The organism is Periweissella fabalis (genome assembly GCF_012396505.1).
GTDB lineage: Bacteria > Bacillota > Bacilli > Lactobacillales > Lactobacillaceae > Periweissella > Periweissella fabalis.
This window is the reverse complement of the sequence record NZ_JAAXPN010000005.1, coordinates 99,298-118,355: the sequence shown is the minus strand read 5'-3', so window position 1 is coordinate 118,355 and position 19,058 is coordinate 99,298. Positions and strand designations below refer to the sequence as shown.

Annotated in this window: 20 protein-coding genes, 3 tRNA genes and 1 rRNA gene; 22 read left to right on the top strand and 2 right to left on the bottom strand. The window is 35.4% G+C overall.

Features of this window, described 5'->3' with window-relative positions; translation table 11 throughout:
- Nucleotides 1-10: 10 nt before the first annotated feature.
- Nucleotides 11-127: ribosomal RNA gene (gene rrf, locus HF964_RS06100) — 5S ribosomal RNA — on the top strand.
- Nucleotides 128-136: 9 nt separating this feature from the next.
- A tRNA-Asn gene (locus HF964_RS06095) sits at nt 137-209 on the top strand.
- A 130-nt stretch (nt 210-339) separates the two neighbouring features.
- Here the strand turns inward: HF964_RS06095 and HF964_RS06090 are convergent.
- Nucleotides 340-2,277, bottom strand: coding sequence for an ABC-F family ATP-binding cassette domain-containing protein (locus HF964_RS06090; RefSeq protein WP_168722158.1), 1,938 nt, complete (start codon nt 2,275-2,277; stop codon nt 340-342).
- Between the two features lie 168 nt (nt 2,278-2,445).
- Between HF964_RS06090 and HF964_RS06085 the strand changes: the two genes are divergently transcribed.
- From HF964_RS06085 to tsaD, 13 genes are all read left to right on the top strand, one after another.
- Entirely contained in the window at nt 2,446-3,090 is a 645-nt protein-coding gene (locus HF964_RS06085) for a redox-sensing transcriptional repressor Rex (RefSeq protein WP_168722157.1), read from the top strand.
- Nucleotides 3,091-3,406: 316 nt separating this feature from the next.
- Entirely contained in the window at nt 3,407-3,691 is a 285-nt protein-coding gene (gene groES / locus HF964_RS06080) for a co-chaperone GroES (RefSeq protein ID WP_168722156.1), read from the top strand.
- Nucleotides 3,692-3,719: 28 nt separating this feature from the next.
- Nucleotides 3,720-5,342, top strand: a complete 1,623-nt coding sequence (groL, locus tag HF964_RS06075) for a chaperonin GroEL (RefSeq protein ID WP_168722155.1) — start codon at nt 3,720-3,722, stop codon at nt 5,340-5,342.
- Nucleotides 5,343-5,521: 179 nt separating this feature from the next.
- Nucleotides 5,522-6,163, top strand: a complete 642-nt coding sequence (gene tmk / locus HF964_RS06070; protein WP_168722154.1) for a dTMP kinase — start codon at nt 5,522-5,524, stop codon at nt 6,161-6,163.
- Nucleotides 6,164-6,206: 43 nt separating this feature from the next.
- The gene (locus HF964_RS06065; protein ID WP_168722169.1) at nt 6,207-6,536 is read left to right on the top strand and encodes a cyclic-di-AMP receptor; all 330 of its coding nucleotides are present in this window, start codon (nt 6,207-6,209) and stop codon (nt 6,534-6,536) included.
- Between the two features lie 16 nt (nt 6,537-6,552).
- Nucleotides 6,553-7,554 (top strand): DNA polymerase III subunit delta', encoded by a 1,002-nt coding sequence (gene holB / locus HF964_RS06060; protein WP_168722153.1) that lies wholly within the window; start codon nt 6,553-6,555, stop codon nt 7,552-7,554.
- Nucleotides 7,555-7,588: 34 nt separating this feature from the next.
- The gene (locus HF964_RS06055) at nt 7,589-7,915 is read left to right on the top strand and encodes a DNA replication initiation control protein YabA (RefSeq protein ID WP_168722152.1); all 327 of its coding nucleotides are present in this window, start codon (nt 7,589-7,591) and stop codon (nt 7,913-7,915) included.
- 9 nt (nt 7,916-7,924) lie between these two features.
- The gene (rsmI, locus tag HF964_RS06050) at nt 7,925-8,812 is read left to right on the top strand and encodes a 16S rRNA (cytidine(1402)-2'-O)-methyltransferase (protein WP_168722151.1); all 888 of its coding nucleotides are present in this window, start codon (nt 7,925-7,927) and stop codon (nt 8,810-8,812) included.
- Nucleotides 8,812-9,561 (top strand): acyl-[acyl-carrier-protein] thioesterase, encoded by a 750-nt coding sequence (locus HF964_RS06045; protein WP_168722150.1) that lies wholly within the window; start codon nt 8,812-8,814, stop codon nt 9,559-9,561. The genes rsmI and HF964_RS06045 overlap by 1 nt, the downstream gene beginning before the upstream one ends.
- Before the next feature lie 145 nt (nt 9,562-9,706).
- Nucleotides 9,707-10,420 (top strand): tRNA (adenosine(37)-N6)-threonylcarbamoyltransferase complex dimerization subunit type 1 TsaB, encoded by a 714-nt coding sequence (tsaB, locus tag HF964_RS06040; RefSeq protein WP_168722149.1) that lies wholly within the window; start codon nt 9,707-9,709, stop codon nt 10,418-10,420.
- Nucleotides 10,401-10,997 carry a ribosomal protein S18-alanine N-acetyltransferase gene (gene rimI, locus HF964_RS06035; protein WP_168722148.1) on the top strand — a complete coding sequence of 199 codons (597 nt, stop codon included), beginning with the start codon at nt 10,401-10,403 and terminating at the stop codon, nt 10,995-10,997. Before tsaB ends, rimI (HF964_RS06035) begins: the two co-directional genes overlap by 20 nt.
- Nucleotides 10,998-11,429 carry a ribosomal protein S18-alanine N-acetyltransferase gene (rimI, locus tag HF964_RS06030; protein WP_168722147.1) on the top strand — a complete coding sequence of 144 codons (432 nt, stop codon included), beginning with the start codon at nt 10,998-11,000 and terminating at the stop codon, nt 11,427-11,429.
- Nucleotides 11,426-12,436, top strand: coding sequence for a tRNA (adenosine(37)-N6)-threonylcarbamoyltransferase complex transferase subunit TsaD (gene tsaD / locus HF964_RS06025; RefSeq protein ID WP_250786652.1), 1,011 nt, complete (start codon nt 11,426-11,428; stop codon nt 12,434-12,436). Before rimI (HF964_RS06030) ends, tsaD begins: the two co-directional genes overlap by 4 nt.
- Before the next feature lie 118 nt (nt 12,437-12,554).
- Here tsaD and HF964_RS06020 read toward each other — a convergent pair whose 3' ends face one another.
- Complete coding sequence (locus tag HF964_RS06020; protein WP_168722146.1) at nt 12,555-13,241, bottom strand: carbonic anhydrase family protein; 687 nt, start codon at nt 13,239-13,241, stop codon at nt 12,555-12,557.
- Between the two features lie 135 nt (nt 13,242-13,376).
- Here HF964_RS06020 and HF964_RS06015 point away from each other — a divergent pair.
- The 7 genes from HF964_RS06015 (at nt 13,377) to murB (ending at nt 18,890) form a co-directional block, all read left to right on the top strand.
- A tRNA-Arg gene (locus HF964_RS06015) sits at nt 13,377-13,448 on the top strand.
- Nucleotides 13,449-13,618: 170 nt separating this feature from the next.
- Entirely contained in the window at nt 13,619-14,002 is a 384-nt protein-coding gene (locus HF964_RS06010; RefSeq protein ID WP_168722145.1) for an aggregation-promoting factor C-terminal-like domain-containing protein, read from the top strand.
- 212 nt (nt 14,003-14,214) lie between these two features.
- Nucleotides 14,215-15,915 carry a septation ring formation regulator EzrA gene (locus HF964_RS06005; protein ID WP_168722144.1) on the top strand — a complete coding sequence of 567 codons (1,701 nt, stop codon included), beginning with the start codon at nt 14,215-14,217 and terminating at the stop codon, nt 15,913-15,915.
- Nucleotides 15,916-16,001: 86 nt separating this feature from the next.
- Nucleotides 16,002-17,237, top strand: a complete 1,236-nt coding sequence (locus HF964_RS06000) for a nuclease-related domain-containing protein (protein WP_168722143.1) — start codon at nt 16,002-16,004, stop codon at nt 17,235-17,237.
- A gap of 31 nt (nt 17,238-17,268) precedes the next feature.
- The gene (locus tag HF964_RS05995) at nt 17,269-17,706 is read left to right on the top strand and encodes a hypothetical protein (RefSeq protein ID WP_168722142.1); all 438 of its coding nucleotides are present in this window, start codon (nt 17,269-17,271) and stop codon (nt 17,704-17,706) included.
- Between the two features lie 54 nt (nt 17,707-17,760).
- A tRNA-Val gene (locus tag HF964_RS05990) sits at nt 17,761-17,833 on the top strand.
- 160 nt (nt 17,834-17,993) lie between these two features.
- On the top strand, nt 17,994-18,890 hold the full coding sequence (gene murB, locus HF964_RS05985; protein ID WP_168722141.1) for a UDP-N-acetylmuramate dehydrogenase: 897 nt from the start codon (nt 17,994-17,996) through the stop codon (nt 18,888-18,890).
- Nucleotides 18,891-19,058: the final 168 nt, after the last annotated feature.

Genomic DNA, 19,058 nt, shown 5'->3' with positions numbered 1-19,058 from the left:
AGGTAAATAGTGTGGTGATGATGGCGCAGATGATACACCTGTTCCCATGCCGAACACAGAAGTTAAGCTCTGTAGCGCCGAAAGTAGTTGGGGGATCGCTCCCTGCGAGGATAGGACGTCGCCATGCTTATATTATTCCGGCATAGCTCAGTTGGTAGAGCACCTGACTGTTAATCAGGTTGTCGACGGTTCGAGCCCGCCTGCCGGAGTATGTTAAGACCTACATAATGTAGGTCTTTTTTCTTTGATTATTTAGGATCAGTGTTATATAAAAAAGACGAGATACTTATTCTCGTCTTTTTTATATAACACCAATGGATTATTAATTTAAAAGTAAACTCATTGACTAACTTCTTCTAAAGTCATGCTTTTAAGTTCCCAATCTTCAATTAATGTCTCTAATTGTAAACTGATCGAATCAATCTCTTTTTGCCAATCCGTAAGTTTAGCAATATCATTACTGTATTCAGGATTATTCATTAGCGCTTCGATTTCAGTTTGTTGATTTTCAAGTTTATGCATTTGTAATTCTATCTCATCAACCTGACGTTTTATCTTACGTATTTCTCGCTGCTGTTCTTTTGATTGTTGATAAACATCTTGTGTTGTATTATTATCATCTTCAATTAAAGTAGCAACTTTGTTATTAGTTATTGATATTTCTTGAGCTTTTTTTTCAGTGTAATAATCATAATCGCCGATATACAAAGTTGAACCATTCGGGGTAATTTCAATAATTTCAGTCGCAACCTGATTGATGAAATAACGATCATGTGAAACAAATAAAACAGTTCCGTTAAATTCATTGATTGCATTTTCAAGTACTTCACGAGAATCAATATCTAAGTGGTTAGTAGGTTCGTCTAAAATTAAAAAATTGTCGTGATCCATTGATAGTTTAGTAAGCATAACTCGGGCACGCTCACCACCAGAAAGATTGCTAATTTTTTTATCAATATCATTTCCACTAAAAAGAAAACTACCAAGCATTGAACGAATATCTTTTTCAGAAGTAGTAGGATGTTCATCCCATAATTCGGCTAAGACCGTTTTATGTTCATGTAAAGTTTGTTGTTCTTGATCATAGTAGCCAATTGTAACGTTAGCACCAATTTTAACACTCCCGGAGATAAAAGGGATTATGTTTAAAATACTTTTAAGTAGGGTTGATTTACCGACACCATTAGGTCCAACGATTGCAATAGCATGATTTTTATCAACATCAAAATTAATAGGTGTAGACAAGATATTATTTGCGGTATACCCAACACTTGCATCACGGACACGTAGTACTTCATTCCCGCTTTCAAGATCAGTTGAAAATTGAATTTGGGCTTTAGTAGTATCACTAATGGGCTTATTTATTTTTTCCATGCGTTCTAATTGTTTACGGCGTGACTGAGCACGCTTTGTAGTAGAGGCACGAACAATGTTTCGATTAACGAAATCTTCGAGTTTTTCAATTTCTTTTTGTTGCTTATTAAAAGCACGCATCTCAGTTTTTAAGCGTTCTGCTTTGATTTCTAAAAATTTTGAATAGTTACCATGATAATGATCAAGATGACCAAAATTCATATCATAAACTTCATTAACTACGCGGTCTAAGAAATATCGATCGTGAGAAACGAGTAATAATGCCCCAGTGTAACTCTGAAGATAGTTCTCTAACCATGATAAGGTAGTCATATCCAAGTGATTGGTTGGCTCATCCAAAATTAACAAATCAGGTTTTTCAAGCAATGCTTTTGCAAGAGCTAGGCGAGTCCGTTGACCTCCACTAAGTGAGCTAATGGAACTATCAAAACGTTCAGGAGTAAAGTTAAATCCATGTAGTATACTACGAATACTTGCTTCATAGCCATAACCATTTAACATACTAAAATCGTGCTGTAATTGATCATAGCGAGTGAGTAATTGATCATACTCGATTTTTTTAAAACTACTTGGATCAGCAATCTGTGTTTCCAAAACATGCATCTGTTTCTCAATACTCCGGACGTTATCAAATACCGAGAGCATTTCTTCCCAAATAGTGTTAGTAGAATTTAGGCCAGAATTTTGAGCTAAATAGCTAACAGTCAAATCCTTTTTAGTAGTAACATTTCCTTCGTCAGGTGCTTCTAAATTAGCTAAAATTTTAAGCAAGGTTGATTTTCCGGCTCCATTTCGGCCGACCAAGGCTACTCGAGCATGCTCTTGGATTTCTAGTTGTACATTGGTAAACAGAACCTCAGCACCAAATCGGCGCTCAATCTGTTGTGCTTGTAACAAAATCATTATTTTACCTCAAATCATTATCTAATATCTAAATTTTACCATAGGTTTTGAAAAAAGTTTGTGAAATCAAATTTGCTTTTTGTTTCACAAATTGAATAATTGTGCTATCATCTAATATGAGTTTAAGTTCACAATGTATTGAAAATTTGTGACGTGGAGGAATGTACGATGAACGACCCAATAATCCCTAAAGCAACGGCAAAACGTTTACCAATCTATTATCGCTATCTTAAGTTTTTGCTTGATGCTGGTAAAACCCGGGTTTCATCAATTGAATTATCTGATGCTGTTAAGTTCGATGCTGCAACGATTCGCCGAGACTTTTCTTATTTTGGAGCCTTAGGCAAGCGCGGATATGGATATGATGTTGCCAGTTTACTAGATTTCTTTTCTAAAATTTTGAATCAAGATACTCTTACTAATGTGGCTTTAGTTGGATTAGGTAATCTTGGTCAAGCATTATTGAATTTTAATTTTCATAAAAATTCAAATATGCGTGTTTCAGCAGTTTTTGATATTGATAGTGAATTAATTAATACAATTCAAGCCGGCGTACCTGTGTATGACATTTCGGAATTAGTAAGTCAAATTCACGATCAACGAATTGAAATTGCTATTTTAACAGTTCCACAAATGAATGCACAAGAGATTACGGATAAACTGGTTGAAGCTGGTATTAAGGGAATTTTAAATTTCACACCTTTACGAGTAACTGTTCCAAGTAATGTACGAGTGCAAAACGTTGATTTGACGAATGAATTACAAACATTAATTTACTTTATTGAAAATTATGCCGATAATGAAATCAAGTAAATTAAAGGTTTAGATATTCTTTACGGTAAGTGTGATAAAAGGTAATTAGCAAAAATCCTAGGGAAGAAAATGAAATTCCCTGGGATTTTTGTGTATATGTTGAAGTATATCAAGATTTTGAAGTACGTTTTAACTAGAAATTACTGTTGGAAAATATTTATGGCATATTTTCTTGTATTTGTTAACAAAATTTTTGACTTTATTTGACCTTTAACTGTTGCAATCTTTATTCATCGTGATAGTATATATATTGTAATTAGCACTTTGATAACAAGAGTGCTAATTACAATAAAAGTCATTTTTGGAGGTGTGTAACGTGTTAAAACCACTTGGAGATCGCGTTATTTTACAAGTTGAAAAAGAACAAGAAAAAAGTATTGGAGGCATTGTGATTGCCGGAGCTACTGAAGAAAAACCAATGACTGCTAAAGTAGTAGCAGTTGGAAATGGTTACTTGTTGCAAGACGGAACGATTACTCATCTGACAGTTAACGAAGGTGATACGGTTATCTTTGATAAATTCGCAGGTAGCGAAGTTAAATACGATGACAACGAATATTTAGTTGTTCATGAAAAAGATATTATTGCAATTGTTGATTAATTAACCAAAGTAGACGAGGTAAATAATAATGGCTAAAGATTTAAAATTTTCTGAAGATGCCCGTAGTGCAATGCAACGTGGTGTTGATAAATTAGCAAATACAGTTAAAACAACAATTGGTCCTAAGGGACGGAATGTCGTTTTAGAAGAATCATATGGTGCACCGACTATCACTAATGATGGGGTAACAATTGCCAAAGCGATTGAATTAGAAGATCACTTCGAAAATATGGGTGCTAAATTAGTTGCGGAAGTAGCATCTAAAACTAATGATATTGCTGGAGACGGAACAACGACTGCTACAGTCTTAACACAAGCAATTGTAAATGAAGGACTTAAAAATGTTACTGCCGGTGCTAATCCAGTTGGTATTCGTCGAGGAATTGAATTAGCAACTAAGGCAGCTGTGGCAGAATTACATAAGATGTCACATGAAGTTGCGACTAAAGATGATATCACTCAAGTAGCATCAATTTCTGCAGCTAATCCTGAAATTGGTGCATTAATCGCTGACGCAATGGAAAAGGTTGGTAACGATGGTGTTATCACTATTGAAGAATCTAAAGGAATTGAAACTTCACTTGACGTAGTTGAAGGAATGCAATTTGATCGTGGTTATATGTCACAATATATGGTCACCGATAATGATAAGATGGAAGCTTCTTTAGACAATCCATATATCTTGATTACTGATAAAAAAATTGGTAATATCCAAGACATCTTGCCACTACTTCAAGCAATTGTTGAACAAGGTCGTTCATTATTAATTATTGCCGATGATATTACAGGTGAAGCTTTACCAACACTTGTGCTAAATAAGATGCGTGGTACATTTAATGTTGTTGCTGTTAAAGCACCTGGCTTTGGTGATCGTCGTAAAGCCATGCTTGAAGATATTGCAACATTGACTGGTGGTCAAGTAATTACGGAAGATTTAGGTTTAAACCTAAAAGATACTACGCTTGAACAATTAGGACAAGCTGCTAAGATTACAGTGACTAAGGATAGCACAACGATTGTTGAAGGCCACGGTGATAAGACAGCAATTGCTGAACGAGTTGAAAATATTAAGCGTCAAATTGCAGAAACAACTTCTGAATTTGATCGTGATAAGTTACAAGAACGTCTTGCAAAATTAAGCGGTGGTGTTGCTGTTATTAACGTCGGAGCTGCAACTGAAACTGAGTTAAAAGAACGCAAGTATCGCATTGAAGATGCATTGAATGCCACACGTGCCGCTGTTGAAGAAGGGTTTGTGTCTGGTGGTGGAACTGCTCTTGTTAATGCTATTCCAGCAGTAGCAGCTCTTGAAGAATCTGGGGATGTCCAAACAGGGATTAACATCGTTAAACGAGCTCTTGAAGCACCAGTGCGCCAAATTGCCATTAATGCTGGTCTTGAAGGCTCAGTGATTGTTAATAAGTTGAAGGAACAAGAAATTGGAATTGGTTACAATGCCGCTGATGATACATGGGTCGATATGGTTAAAGCTGGAATTGTTGATCCAACAAAGGTGACCCGTTCTGCGTTACAAAATGCAGCCTCAGTTTCTGCATTATTACTTACAACTGAAGCAGTAGTTGCTGAACAACCTAAGCCAACTGGTACGGATGCAGCTGCCCAAGCTGCTGCCATGGGCGGTATGATGTAATCAAACCGTTCCGTATGTAGAATTAAATATTTATTAAAACGCCGTGCGAAAATTTATTCGTACGGCGTTTGGCGTATATGAACGCCTATTGATACTTAATTCTAAATTGCATTGCATAGACAAGCTAACTAATTTCAAGTAAAATTAATCTATTAATAGTTGAACAGGAAGTGAAATCATTGGCGGGTATATTTATAACATTCGAAGGCCCTGACGGAGCCGGGAAAACAAGCGTATTAAACGAAATAATAACTAAACTCTCAGCTAGACTGGGTCCAAAGCTAGTTGTTACTCGAGAACCGGGGGGTACGCAAATTGCCGAAGCAATTCGCAATGTGATTTTGGATACACAAAATACCGAAATGGATGCACGGACTGAGGCACTATTATTTGCAGCGGCACGGCGGCAACATATTAGGGAAATTATTCAACCAGCACTAGATGAAAATAAATTTGTTTTTTGTGATCGATTTGTTGATAGTTCAGTTGCTTATCAAGGAGCTGGACGACAAATTGGTGCTGATGAAGTGTGGCAAATGAACAAATTTGCCACAGAAGGTCTGATGCCTAATTTGACACTATATTTTGATGTTCCGTCAGAGGTTGGCTTAGCGCGTATTCAAAACTTCCGAGCAGATGAAATTAATCGTTTAGATCAAGCATCTTTGAGTTTTCACAAAAGAGTACGCGAGGCATATTTAAATTTACAAGCAACTTATCCACAACGAATTATTTTAATTGATGCAGCGCAACCTTTTGAAAATGTTGTTGCAGACGCTCTTGAAGCGATTATTCTCCGTTATCCAGAGTTGAATTTATAAAATTAAATAATTTAACTTATATTTCAGAAAGTAGGGTTATATGATGAAAATGGTTATGGCGATTGTCCAAGACAAGGACAGTAATAAAGTTAGTAGCGAATTAGCTAAAGCACGTGTACAAGCAACACGCCTTAATTCAGCAGGAAGTTTTTTACGTTCAGGAAATACCACCTTCATGATTGGAGTGGATGATGAACGAGTTGAAGAAGTTATTGAAATTGTTAAGACTTATTCACGTGCTCGGAAACAATTTATGACACCACCATTGAGTATGGATTCAATTATTGATTCTGGTTCATCATTTCCAATTGAGGTTGAAGTCGGTGGTGCAACAGTGTTTGTTCTTCCAATTGAAGGCTTTTATCACTTTTAAGTTGTAGGAGTAAATTGTGAACCAAATAGCAAATAAAGAGCAATCAATGCCCAATGATCAAATAATTATGGCGTATTTTAATAAAACCATTACAAAACAAAAACTTGCCCATGCATATTTGTTCAATGGTCCCAAAGGTGCAGGTCAGGAAGTCATGGCACAGTGGCTTGCTATGCGCCTTTTTTGTCAGGAATTAAGAGCTGATCAACCATGCGGTCAATGCCGTAACTGTCGGCGAATAAAAGCTGGTGAGCATCCCGATGTCATTAATATAAAATCCGAAAAAGCAACGATTAAAGTGGACGAAATTCGGCTACTTAAGCAAGAGTTTACCAAAAGTGCGGTTGAAGGTACTCACAAAATTTTGATTATTTATCGGGCTGATACAATGACAGTTAGTGCTCAAAATAGTTTACTTAAATTCATTGAAGAACCAGTTGGTGACACAGTGATTATCCTATTAACTGAAAACCGGAGTTTGTTGTTACCGACAATTATTTCACGAACTCAAATTGTTGAATTTGAGCTACCAGGTTTTAAAAAAATTGAAGAACAATTAAAAAATAACTATCAGCTAGCTGAAGTTAGATTAGCATTACGGTTAACTGGTGATGCTGATATTGCTCAAGAATGGCTAACAAATGGTTCAATCACCAAGTTAAATAATTTAATTTGGCGTTGGTTTAATGTTTTGTTGCAAGGTGACAGTGCAGCTTTTGCGATGGTTCAAACAGGCTTTATCCCACTGTTACAAGATCCAGAATTACCATTTACTGCAAATAATATTTTGGATAGCATGATGTTTATTTTTCGAGACCTTTTAATAATTGAGGATAGTCGACAATTAGTTTTTGAAGATAATCGCCAAAAGTTAGGTATATTAGGACAAAAAATTGCACTAACTAAGCGCATAGTATTTGTTGATATTGTTTTACAAGCTCGTCAAGACGCACAAATGAATATCAATATTCAAACGACTTTAGAGGCGCTTACTTTAAAAATTTTAGCTAATTTATAATTTTAAAATAGCTAATTAATGGAGAATTCAAGCAATGGAAAAAAAACAGATTTATGATAAATTCTCGGATGTAATTATAGAGTTACAAACTTTAATTACCGAAACCACAGAAATGAAACAGTTAATTAGTACATTAATTGAAGAAAATGCGGAATTAACAATTGAAAATGAACATTTACGTAATCAAATAATGACTAAACAAAATGCTAAAAAGCAGCCACGATTATCACGCTCACGTGAAAATTTACGAAAATTATATGAATCGGGCTTTCATATTTGTAATCCATCATATGGACGCCGCCTTGATGATGGAGAGTCTTGTTTGGAATGTTTAGACATTATTTATGGTAGCAACTCATAAGGAGATATTATGCATACGCAATCAAGTTTTGCCAAACAAGTGACGGGGTCATTATATTTAGTACCGACACCGATTGGGAACCTAGAGGATATGACTTTTCGTGCATTAAATATATTAAAGGAAGTAGATTTAATTGCAGCTGAAGATACTCGCCATACACAACAGCTATTAAATCATTTTGAGATTCAAACTAAACAAATTTCATTTCACGAACATAACACACAAATGCGGATTCCAGAACTAATTGATAAAATGATAGCTGGTGAAAATATTGCTCAAGTTAGTGATGCGGGGATGCCGTCGATATCTGATCCAGGGGCTGAATTAGTGGAAGCCGCAATTGCAGCTGGGCTTGCAGTTATTCCGTTACCAGGAGCTAATGCTGGGTTAACTGCTTTAATTGCCTCCGGTTTAGTACCACAACCATTTTATTTTTATGGTTTTTTGGGTCGTAAGGCAACAGAGCAAAAGGTTACGTTAGCAGGACTTGCCAATCGTGAAGAAACAATGATTTTTTATGAATCTCCATACCGTTTGAAAAAGACGTTAGCAACGATGATAGCGGTAATTGGTGCTGAGCGCCAAGTTGTACTAGCACGTGAATTAACAAAGCGATATGAGGAATTTATTCGTGGTTCATTAGCTGAAGTCAGCCAATGGGCCCAGGAAAATGAGATTCGTGGCGAGTTTGTTATGATTTTAGCTGGAAATGAAAATCCCGAATTAGATACTAAAATCAACGAAACTGATGATTTATCAATTGTGGACTATGTTAATCAATTGATTAATCAGGGAAATAAACCAAATGATGCAATCAAAGTGGTTGCAAAAAATCGTGGTTTGAAAAAACAGCAAGTTTATAATATTTATCATGAACTTGATGATGGAGAAGAATAATGAGTGGTGAAATATTTTCGCAGGAACATCAAATAGTTTATTACGAAACTGATCAGACAGGCAAGCTATCAATTCCAATGATTTTTAATTTGGCGATTTTAGCTTCCGCTAACCAAAGTAAATTACTTGGTCAAGGAGAAGAACAAGTCCATGCTAACAAGAATGGTTGGGTTGTTTTACAATATGATTTACATATCACTAAGCGGCCCCAAAATGGCGATGTAATTGTTATTAAAACTCAGGCCCAAGAATATAATCCGTATTTTGCAGTCCGCAATTTTTGGTTAGAAACTTCAACAGGTGAAGAGTTAGTAAAAATTAAATCCATTTTTGCGATGATTGATATGGAACAACGAAAAATGATTCGAATTCCACAAGATATTATGGATGCTTATCAAGCAACTAAAGTAAAGTACATTGATAAGATTCCTGCACCTCAAACTATTGACGCAACACTGCCTACGGTCAAGCAAGCTTATCATGTTCGCTATTTGGATATCGATTCAAATCAACATGTTAATAATGCACAGTACTTTGATTGGCTAATTGATCCTTTAGGCACCGAATTTTTACAAAGTCATGAATTAGTTAATCTAAATATCAAGTACGCCACAGAGGTTCGCTACGGTCAAGAAGTGGAAAGCCATTTTCAAGTATTTGATAACCAAATGACTACCGTCCATCAAATTAAAGTTGGTGAGTCGATAAATACCGAAGCAAGTCTTAAATGGCGAAAAATTATTAATTAATATATTATATGGATGAATGAATAGAGATGTAAGTCTTTTATTTATTCATCTTTTTTAATTTAAAAGCAATTTAAAGTCGTTAAATATCGTGCTATCATAGACACTGAAACGATAAATAGAATGGGTGTTATAGGAGATAAAAGAAGTGAAAATATTGGCAATTGATACATCTAATCAGCCTTTGGCCGTGGCATTATATGCTAACGGCCAGGTATTAGCACATCGTGAAACTAATCAGAGCCGTAATCATAGCTTGCAGTTATTACCACTAATTGTAGAAATGATGCAAACAGTAGGGTGGCAACCAGCTGAATTAGACCGTATCGTGGTCGCTCAGGGACCGGGGTCATATACGGGTGTTCGAATTGGAGTGACAACAGCTAAAACACTAGCGACAACATTAAATATTGAATTGGTTGGTGTTTCAAGTTTAATGACACTAGCAGCAAATATTGATAATCCAAAAGTACTAGTTGTGCCAATTTTTGATGCGAGAAATGATAATTTATATAGCGCAGTCTATCAAGATGGGCAAGTGATTTGGCCGGATAAGCATACTAATATTAACGATTTAATAGCTTTCTTAACAACAACTAGCGGAGCAATTCGGATTATTGGAGAATATGAAGGCTTTGCGGAACGGTTAGCGACAATATTTGGATCACGGGTCAGTTTTGGTAAGGATGATGAAAATCGGCCACAAGGAGCTCGTCTGGCTCAAATTGGGTCAAATATGGTGCCAATATTATCACCACATTTATTTGTTCCTAATTATTTACGTGTATCTCAAGCTGAAGCTGATTGGCAAGCAGCACATCCCAATGAAATAGGACAGAACTATGTTGAAGAAGTTAACTAAAGACCACTTACACAAGAAATTTAAGCGGTTATTTGATAATATTATTGGTGTTAACGAGCAACAAGCCGCAATGGCAATGAAAGCTTACCAAGTAAATATTAATGGTTTAATGTATTATGTTGGCCGAGCACAAGTTTCAGATATCGACGAGATACTAGATATTGAACGAGCAGTTTATAATGGAGCGACACCTTGGAATAAACAAGCTTTTATCAGTGAGTTACATCGAAAACATGACCGGCTATACTTGGTGATTCGTAAGGATGATCAATTAATTGCTTTTATTGGTTCGAGTTATTCGCGTGGGACTAAAGATATGCACATTACAAACATTGCAGTATTACCGGGTTGGCAATGTCGTGGCATCGGGAGCTTTTTATTAAATGTTATTATTGATAAAGCACGTCAGATTAATGCATGCCAAGTATCGTTAGAAGTTCGAGTCTCAAATACCAAAGCTCATAAAGTATATAGCGAGTTGGGCTTTGAATCACAGGGAATTTCTGCTGGTTACTATTTTGGTGATCATGAAGATGCTTTAAAAATGGCTTTGCTACTCAGTGAGGATAAAAATTAGATGAAATATAAATACCGGCAACCGGTTAATGCAAATGAGGTATATAATATTGCCGATGTAGCTTATCATGGATCGCCGTGGAGTAGTGATGTGTTTCACCATGATCTAGCCAATGAACATGCTTCTTATTTAGTCCTAACAGTCGACGAACAACCCATTGGTTTTGTTGCTGGAACATTGATTATTGATGAATTGTCGATTTCTAATGTTGCTATTTTGCCAGCCTTTCAACGGCAACATATGGCCGAGCTTCTTTTGAAAGAATGGTTTAGCTTGTTTGATGATGGCATCCGTGTTTTATTAGAAGTTCGAGCAAAAAATATAGCAGCTCAAAAGCTTTATATCAAATTAGGCTTTCAAGAAATTGCACAACGTCAATCTTATTACCAGCATCCTATTGATGATGCCTTAATTATGGAGAAAATATTGTGAGTATTATATTAGCATTTGAATCAAGCGCAGATGAAACAAGTGTTGCGGTTGTTAAAGATGGAACAGAAATTTTAAGTAACGAGATTGCCACACAAATTAAATCTCATCAGCGATTTGGCGGTATAGTCCCAGAAGTTGCTAGTCGCCATCATATTGAACAAATTACAATTTTAGTTGAAAAAGCTTTAGCTGATGCTGAGGTAACTTATAAAGATTTAGATGCAGTGGCAGTAACCTATGGACCAGGTTTAGTTGGATCACTATTAATTGGTTTAACAGCTGCTAAAACAATTGCCTGGGCCCATAATTTACCGCTTGTTCCGACAAGTCACTTAGCTGGTCATATTATGGCAGCACGTTTTGTTAAACCCATCGTGTACCCTGCATTGGCATTATTGGTTAGTGGAGGCCACACTGAATTAGTGTACTTACCTGAGGAAGGCACCTTCAAAATTATTGGTGAAACACGTGATGATGCTGCTGGGGAATCTTATGACAAAGTTGGCCGTGTAATGGGAATCCCTTATCCTGCCGGTAAAACAATTGATGAGATGGCTCATCGTGGTAAGGACACATTTAAGTTCCCACGAGCTATGGAAAATGATGGTACATATGATTTTAGTTTTTCAGGTTTGAAGTCAGCATTTATTAATACTTACCATAATGCAGAACAACGCAATGAGATATTGAATAAAGATGACTTGGCAACAAGTTTTCAAGCTGCAGTTGTGGATGTTTTAGTCGATAAAACTAAAACAGCTTTAAAGCAATACCCAGTAAAACAATTATTGTTAGGAGGAGGAGTGGCTGCAAATCAAGGGCTACGTGCGGCATTAAATGATATGCTTATTGAATTTCCAAACACCGACTTTATTCCGGTACCTTTAAAATTAGCTGGTGATAATGCTGCCATGATTGGTGCGGCCGGCGAGATATTTTTCCGTCAAGGCCGCCGTGGTGATTGGAGTTTAAATGCTGATCCTTCACTAGAATTTGATTATGAATAAAATAAAAACCTGAAGAACAAACAAATGCTCTTCAGGTTTTTATTTTATTTTTTTGATAAATATTATTACTAATTTAATGTAAAACGTTTACCAAAGGAAAAACGTTTTCCTACATAGATTAATACATATGGACATGGCGACCGTTAAGTGGTTGCGTAGGTCGATTATTGTCCCCACATGGAAGTTCTTGACGAATACTATCAAGCCACGTAGCAGAAGCGGTCTGGATGTCTTTTAATAGTAGCCAAGTAACCGGTCCGTTAGTAGGTGGGGTTGTTAGTGATCCTGAATAATTAAAGAAATGAGTAGTAGGGCCTAACAATGAAGCAGGATTTAGACTTAATTTAGTATCTTTAGTCCAACTTATTGTCGGTAACTTAGGGCCATTCTCACCAATTTTTACAAATAAAGCCATAACCAAGATCTCTTGGTTTTCATTACGATGAACAAAGTGAATTTCAAGTGGCTGCATGACACCATCGATGACGTGTTCATTTGGCATATGCACATGAATGTCTTGTAATTGATACGTTTTATTATCAAACTGAAGAGAATTGCTAAATGTATCTGGAACAAGATGAATACTTTGTGTAAATTTATCAACTGTAAACAATTGTTCCTGATAATTAATTATTAGTGAATTCAATGCTGAACCCGAAAGACAATTAGCAGTATTAAATGCAATAGGTGACTGGTATTGATAAGCTGCAGCAGTAGCGAATTCTGGACAAAGAGAAGCCCATTGATTTGGACCGAGTGTGTTAGAATAATCCCAAAAAGGAATTGTTTCAATTGATGTACTCATGTAAAACTCCTTCTTAATCAAATTGTTAATATTATATACTATTATTTTGTAAAGTGTAATGGAAAGTTTCAAATTAAAAATAACATTGTACAATTTTGGTACAACCGTGTATAATATAGTATGTTGTTTAAATATGCGTCCGTAGTGTAATGGATATCACTCTAGATTCCGGTTCTAGCAATGGGGGTTCGACTCCCTCCGGACGCACTAATTTGCACCTAACAGTTGACTTAGTCGGTTGTTAGGTGTTTTTTCTATTTTAGAATGACGCCCCAATGTAATATTAATTTTTTAATGTTACATAAATGAAATATCCGTTGTTGAATTGGCATCTTTTGATAACACTTATGAAACGGACTAATAGTACTATTGTAGGTATGAAAAAAAATAATAACAATAAACTCATTAAATTAATTAAAATTTTGACAGTTACATTCGCCTTAATGATGGCGATTGTTGCTACTAATAATAAACATGCAGAGGCTTCTGTAGCTTCTGATAAAGCAACTATCTTTTGGGCAGCGCAACGTTATTACCATTGGGATGGATCACAACAATATTATCTTAACCGAATTATTACTCGTGAATCGGGGTGGAATATTAATGCACGTAATGGTCGCTACTATGGATTATTCCAAACCACAAATGTTTGGGGACGAAATGCACTTGACCAAGGTTGGCAAGGGATGAACTACATTCGTGCACGATATGGGAGCCCTTATTGGGCATGGATGCATATCTTACGTACCGGTTGGTATTAGAATTAAATTTAACTTTAAAATCTGGGCAAAACAAATGTTTTGGCTAGATTTTTTTGTGAAAGTTTTGAGATAGATATTTAAATATTCGGGTACTATTTATGCAAATTTCTTGAATGTATTTTTAGTATAGAACTCTTGATGTGCTATACTTATTCAAAAGGTAACTTGTCTAAAAAACAAGTTAGTAAAATTAGATTACGAAAGGATTATTTATGAATAGCGGGCCTTTACGTGTAATTATAGGGATTGTAATTGTTGCAATTGTTGTATACGTGGTAATTTTTGTGATGCAACGCACCACAACAAAAAAAGTTAAAGAACTACAGGATAAAAAACAAAAATTAACGGAATTGGATACTAAATTAAGTCTGGTCGAAGGTAAAAAACTTAGTTTAACTGGACAATCATTAAAAAGTTTTGATGATTTACAAGCCGAATATAGTCAAATTGAAGATGTTGATTTTAAAACATTTGATCAAAATGCAGAGGATGTTCTTTTTGAAAGTAAAGGTTGGAATGTCGTTAAAGCAAAACAAAGTTTAAAAAGTTTAAATACGTTCCTTGACGACATCGCTGCACATATCGTGGAAGTTCGCCAAGGAATTGAAGAATTACAACGAGTTGATGCAGAGCATCGTGAAGCAGTTAAAAATTTAGAAGTAGAATATCAAGCGTTACGTAAAACGTTATTAACGCGTAATTTTGAATTTGGGGAATCAATCGATAAATTAGAAGAAATGTTAGCTAATTTAGAAGACGATTTCGATGAGTTTACGCGTTTAACTGAACAAGGGGATCACACCGCTGCTTCGGATATTTATACGCAATTACATTCTGAAACCGAACACTTAGAACAAATAATTGAACAAATTCCATCTGTCGAAAAGCAGTTACAAACAGATTTTCCAGCGCAAATTAAGGAACTTGAAGCAGCCTATCAACAATTAACAGCCGATGGTTATTTATTTCCAAATAAGCGCATATTAACTGAGATTAAAGAAATTGAGACTAGCCGAGTAATTTCAAACAATATGTTACGTGACTTAGCAATTGATGAAGCTAGTGCAAATACTGAAGTTATTTCAAAACAAATTGATAGCTTATATGCTCAATTTCAAGTTGAAATGGATGCTAAAAAAGCTGTTAGTCACAGTAAAAAACAAGTTGAAACTTTTATCAATCACGCACGACATCAAAATCATTTATTAATGATTGAACTTGATCGAATTGGTCAACGATATATTTTAACTGATCGTGAAGAAGCAAAAACTCAAGAGTTTGCTCAGCAAATTAAGCAAATTGAAACTGAATATCGCCAAACGGTATTGGATATGCAGTTTGGTAAAGCAATTTATAGTCAAATTGGTCAACAATTTACAAAATTTGAAGATGCTTTAACTAATGTTGAGACTAAGCAACAAGATATTTGGGAAGAACTTCAAGGACTTAAAGATCTTGAAAAAGATGCACAAAAACAATTTGAAGCAGCTGCGTTTACAGTCCGAGATATTAAACGTGAGGTTGAACATTGGAATCTACCAGGATTACCCATTGATTACCGGCAATTATATGAAAAAATTATTAATCAAATTGATCGCTTAGATCGCATAATGCAAAATTCACATATCAATATGCATGAGATAAAAGCACAATTAGATAATATTCAATCTGATATTGTCACATTAACGCATGCAACAGATCGATTATATTACGATGCTAAATTTGCTGAACAATTATTTCAATCATCAAATCGTTATCGGATGAAGAATAAAGCGATTGCTACCGCGTATAATGATGCTTTACTAGCTTACCAAAATCATTTTGATTTTGGTAATGCTCGAGAAATTTTAGGAGCCGCACTTGAACAAGTGGAGCCAGGGATACAAGCAAAGATTGATGAACAATTAAGATAATTAACAAATAATTGAAGGTGTAAGTGACTAAACGACTAAATTCGATAAGAAGATAGTCGTTTTCGCTTTATTTAAGAGGATGTAAAATGGAATTTCATGGTAAAGTACGAGAAATCGTGCCTTATGACCATCGTCGGCATACTGGAGGGTATGGCTTTATTCAAAGTGAGGATAATCAATCAATTTTCTTTCTGTTGTCATGGGCTAATTATCAGCCGGTACAAGTGGGAGATTTAGTTGAATTTGAAACAGAATATGATGAGAATCAGCGCCTACATGCAAATCCAGTTGCTCGAGATGAAAGCAAATTAGTTAAAAACTTAAAACAGTGTTTAGAACAAGGTGGTTATAAATCATCACGCAAAAAATTACCGGTGCCAGGTGTTACGGCAATTAATACGAATATGACAGCCGCATATGAAGCCTTGAATGCGATGCAAAATAAATTTGGTATTGATAATGATGTCCAACCAGCTTCAATGCTATCAACTATTAATGAATGGATTTCTTTGACTGTTGAATTAAGTAATAAATTTGAAGATGAAACAACTTTACAATCAATGCTAATTAAACGTAATATTTTGCCTAAACGAAAGCAACTTGAAGAACTGCAAAATTTACAGGTTATGATTCGTAAGATGAATTATGAGCAACGTGGACGTTATTATGGGGTACGTGGTGAACAAATTGTGCAAGCCAAGCTTGAACAACACCATTTACAATATATTAAAAATCCGACGTTACCCGAATTTGATACTAATGGCAATGTTGTTGGGGCAACCGAAATTGATTTTATTGTGATTTCAATGTTTGGAATTCATGTGTTAGAAGTCAAAAATTATGGTGCTAATAAAAATCAAGATCAACGTTTGACAATTAGTAAAGATGGGCAATGGAATCGAATTGGTGCCACACAAGAAAATGTAACTAATCAGAATGATTTACACATTGCAGCAGTTGAAGGTGTGTTATTTGATGCACCTGAACTTAAGAAAATTAACCCGGTCAAGTTATTAGCAACGCCAGTGTTTGTGATTCCAAATGAAAATGTTGAAATTGTTAATCATTCAGCAGAGTACGTTGTACGCACAGGATTGTTATATGATACGTTAGTACAGGATGTTCGTCGAGCACGCCAAGCAGTTTTAGAAAAAGCAGAGATTGAAAAGGTTATGACAGTATTGAAATCAGCATTAGAAGAAAATCGTGAATTTCAATACTTTTTACCAAATAGCGAATTTTTAACTGATGCATATGAACTTAAACGGCGTTATAATATTGCACAATATATCTATGATCAACGTGAAAGTATATATCAATAAATAATGTATCAATGAAATAGAAGGTGGATAAATGATTTTTAAAAAGAAAATAGAAGCAGTTAGTCCCAGTGGGCAAAATGATGAACTACGAGATTTATATTTAGTAGAAGTACAGCAAATTGTAACAGAAGCTATCGAGGATCGTTTTGGGACATCGGTAGTTGTTTTTCCGGCTTTTTCATGGACAGAAGATGCTCTAACAGCGGATTTTATTGTTTACCGTAGTTTTGCAGCTCGAATCCAAATTATTTTTAAAACTAAGCATCATGCTGAACAAGGTGAGCTTAAAATCATGTTAGGGGTTGGTCCTTTATGGGAAGAGTTGAGTGGTTTGTTAGAAACAGAATTACGTAACAATGTTGCTAAAGAATTTAGTCAAGATAATTTAATTAATAATCTTGAATTAGCAGATCATTACTTCCAATGGCGCTTAACACCTGATCAAAAGGCTAAGTTTGGTAAAAGTTAAAAATAAGCCTTGTAAATAAATATGACTGTGCTATAATTTTATGTATAGTCATTTGGAAGATTAGCTCAGTTGGGAGAGCATCTGCCTTACAAGCAGAGGGTCACAGGTTCGAGCCCTGTATCTTCCATTAATTAAAAAGCATGTGCTTTACAAGTGAAGCTAGATTCGCAATGCGGGTCTAGCTTTTTTGTTTAGATTTGAGCTAAAATTACCTATAGTTGCACAGCTAATACTAACGTATGGGTGTAAAATGATTATTTGGAATTATAAAATAAGAAGGTTAAGATATGACAACTGATTTGATGCAAAAGTTTCCAACAATTGAAATTTTAAAAAATGAACCATTAAATAAATATACGCATACAAAAATTGGTGGACCAGCTGATTGGTTAGCATTTCCTACGACGATTGCTGAAACAAAAGTTTTAGTTGATTATGCACGTCAAGTACAATTGCCATTGACTGTCTTAGGTAATTCATCAAATTTAATCATTAAAGATGGTGGCATTCGAGGATTAGTATTAATGATGACGAAACTCTTAGGCATCAAGAGACAAGGCAACGAAATTGCAGCTATGGCCGGAGAATTAACAATTGCAACCTCAGAATTTGCCTACCGAGAAGGGCTAATGGGACTTGAATGGGCAGCTGGTATTCCTGGCTCAATTGGCGGAGCTATTTTTATGAATGCTGGTGCTTACGGTGGTGAAACTAAGGATGTTATGAGTAAAGTTGATGTTTTGACGCGCGAAGGTGAGTTTAAAACATATACTTTAGCAGAAGCAAAGTTGGCTTATCGTGATAGCATCATGCAACATAATCATGATGTTGTATTATGTGCTTATTTCACACTCAAACCGGGAGATAAAAGGGCAATTAGGGCCGTGATGGACGACTTAAACTTTCGGCGTGCATCTAAGCAACCACTTGAACTTCCTTCGGCAGGATCAACTTTTAAACGCCCTGTTGGCTATTTTGCCGGTAAACTAATTATGGAAGCTAATTTACAAGGCTATCGTGTTGGTGGAGCAGAAGTGTCAAAAAAACATGCGGGATTTGTTGTTAACATTAACAATGCAACTGCTAAAGATTTTTTAGCAGTTATCAAACATGTTCAAGAAACGGTCTGGGCTAAAGATAAAGTTAAACTTGAGACTGAAGTACGTATTTTAGGTGATGATTAAAACCTAATTAAGGGTAATATTAGAAATAATAGCAAAATGGCTGGTGAAAATTTATTTTCGCTGGCTATTTTATTTCGTGCAGGTATGATGTATTTTAAATCAATTTACAAGATTATATAAAATCAAATAATCTTTTTTAACCACATAGTCTAAATAAATTCTAATAGT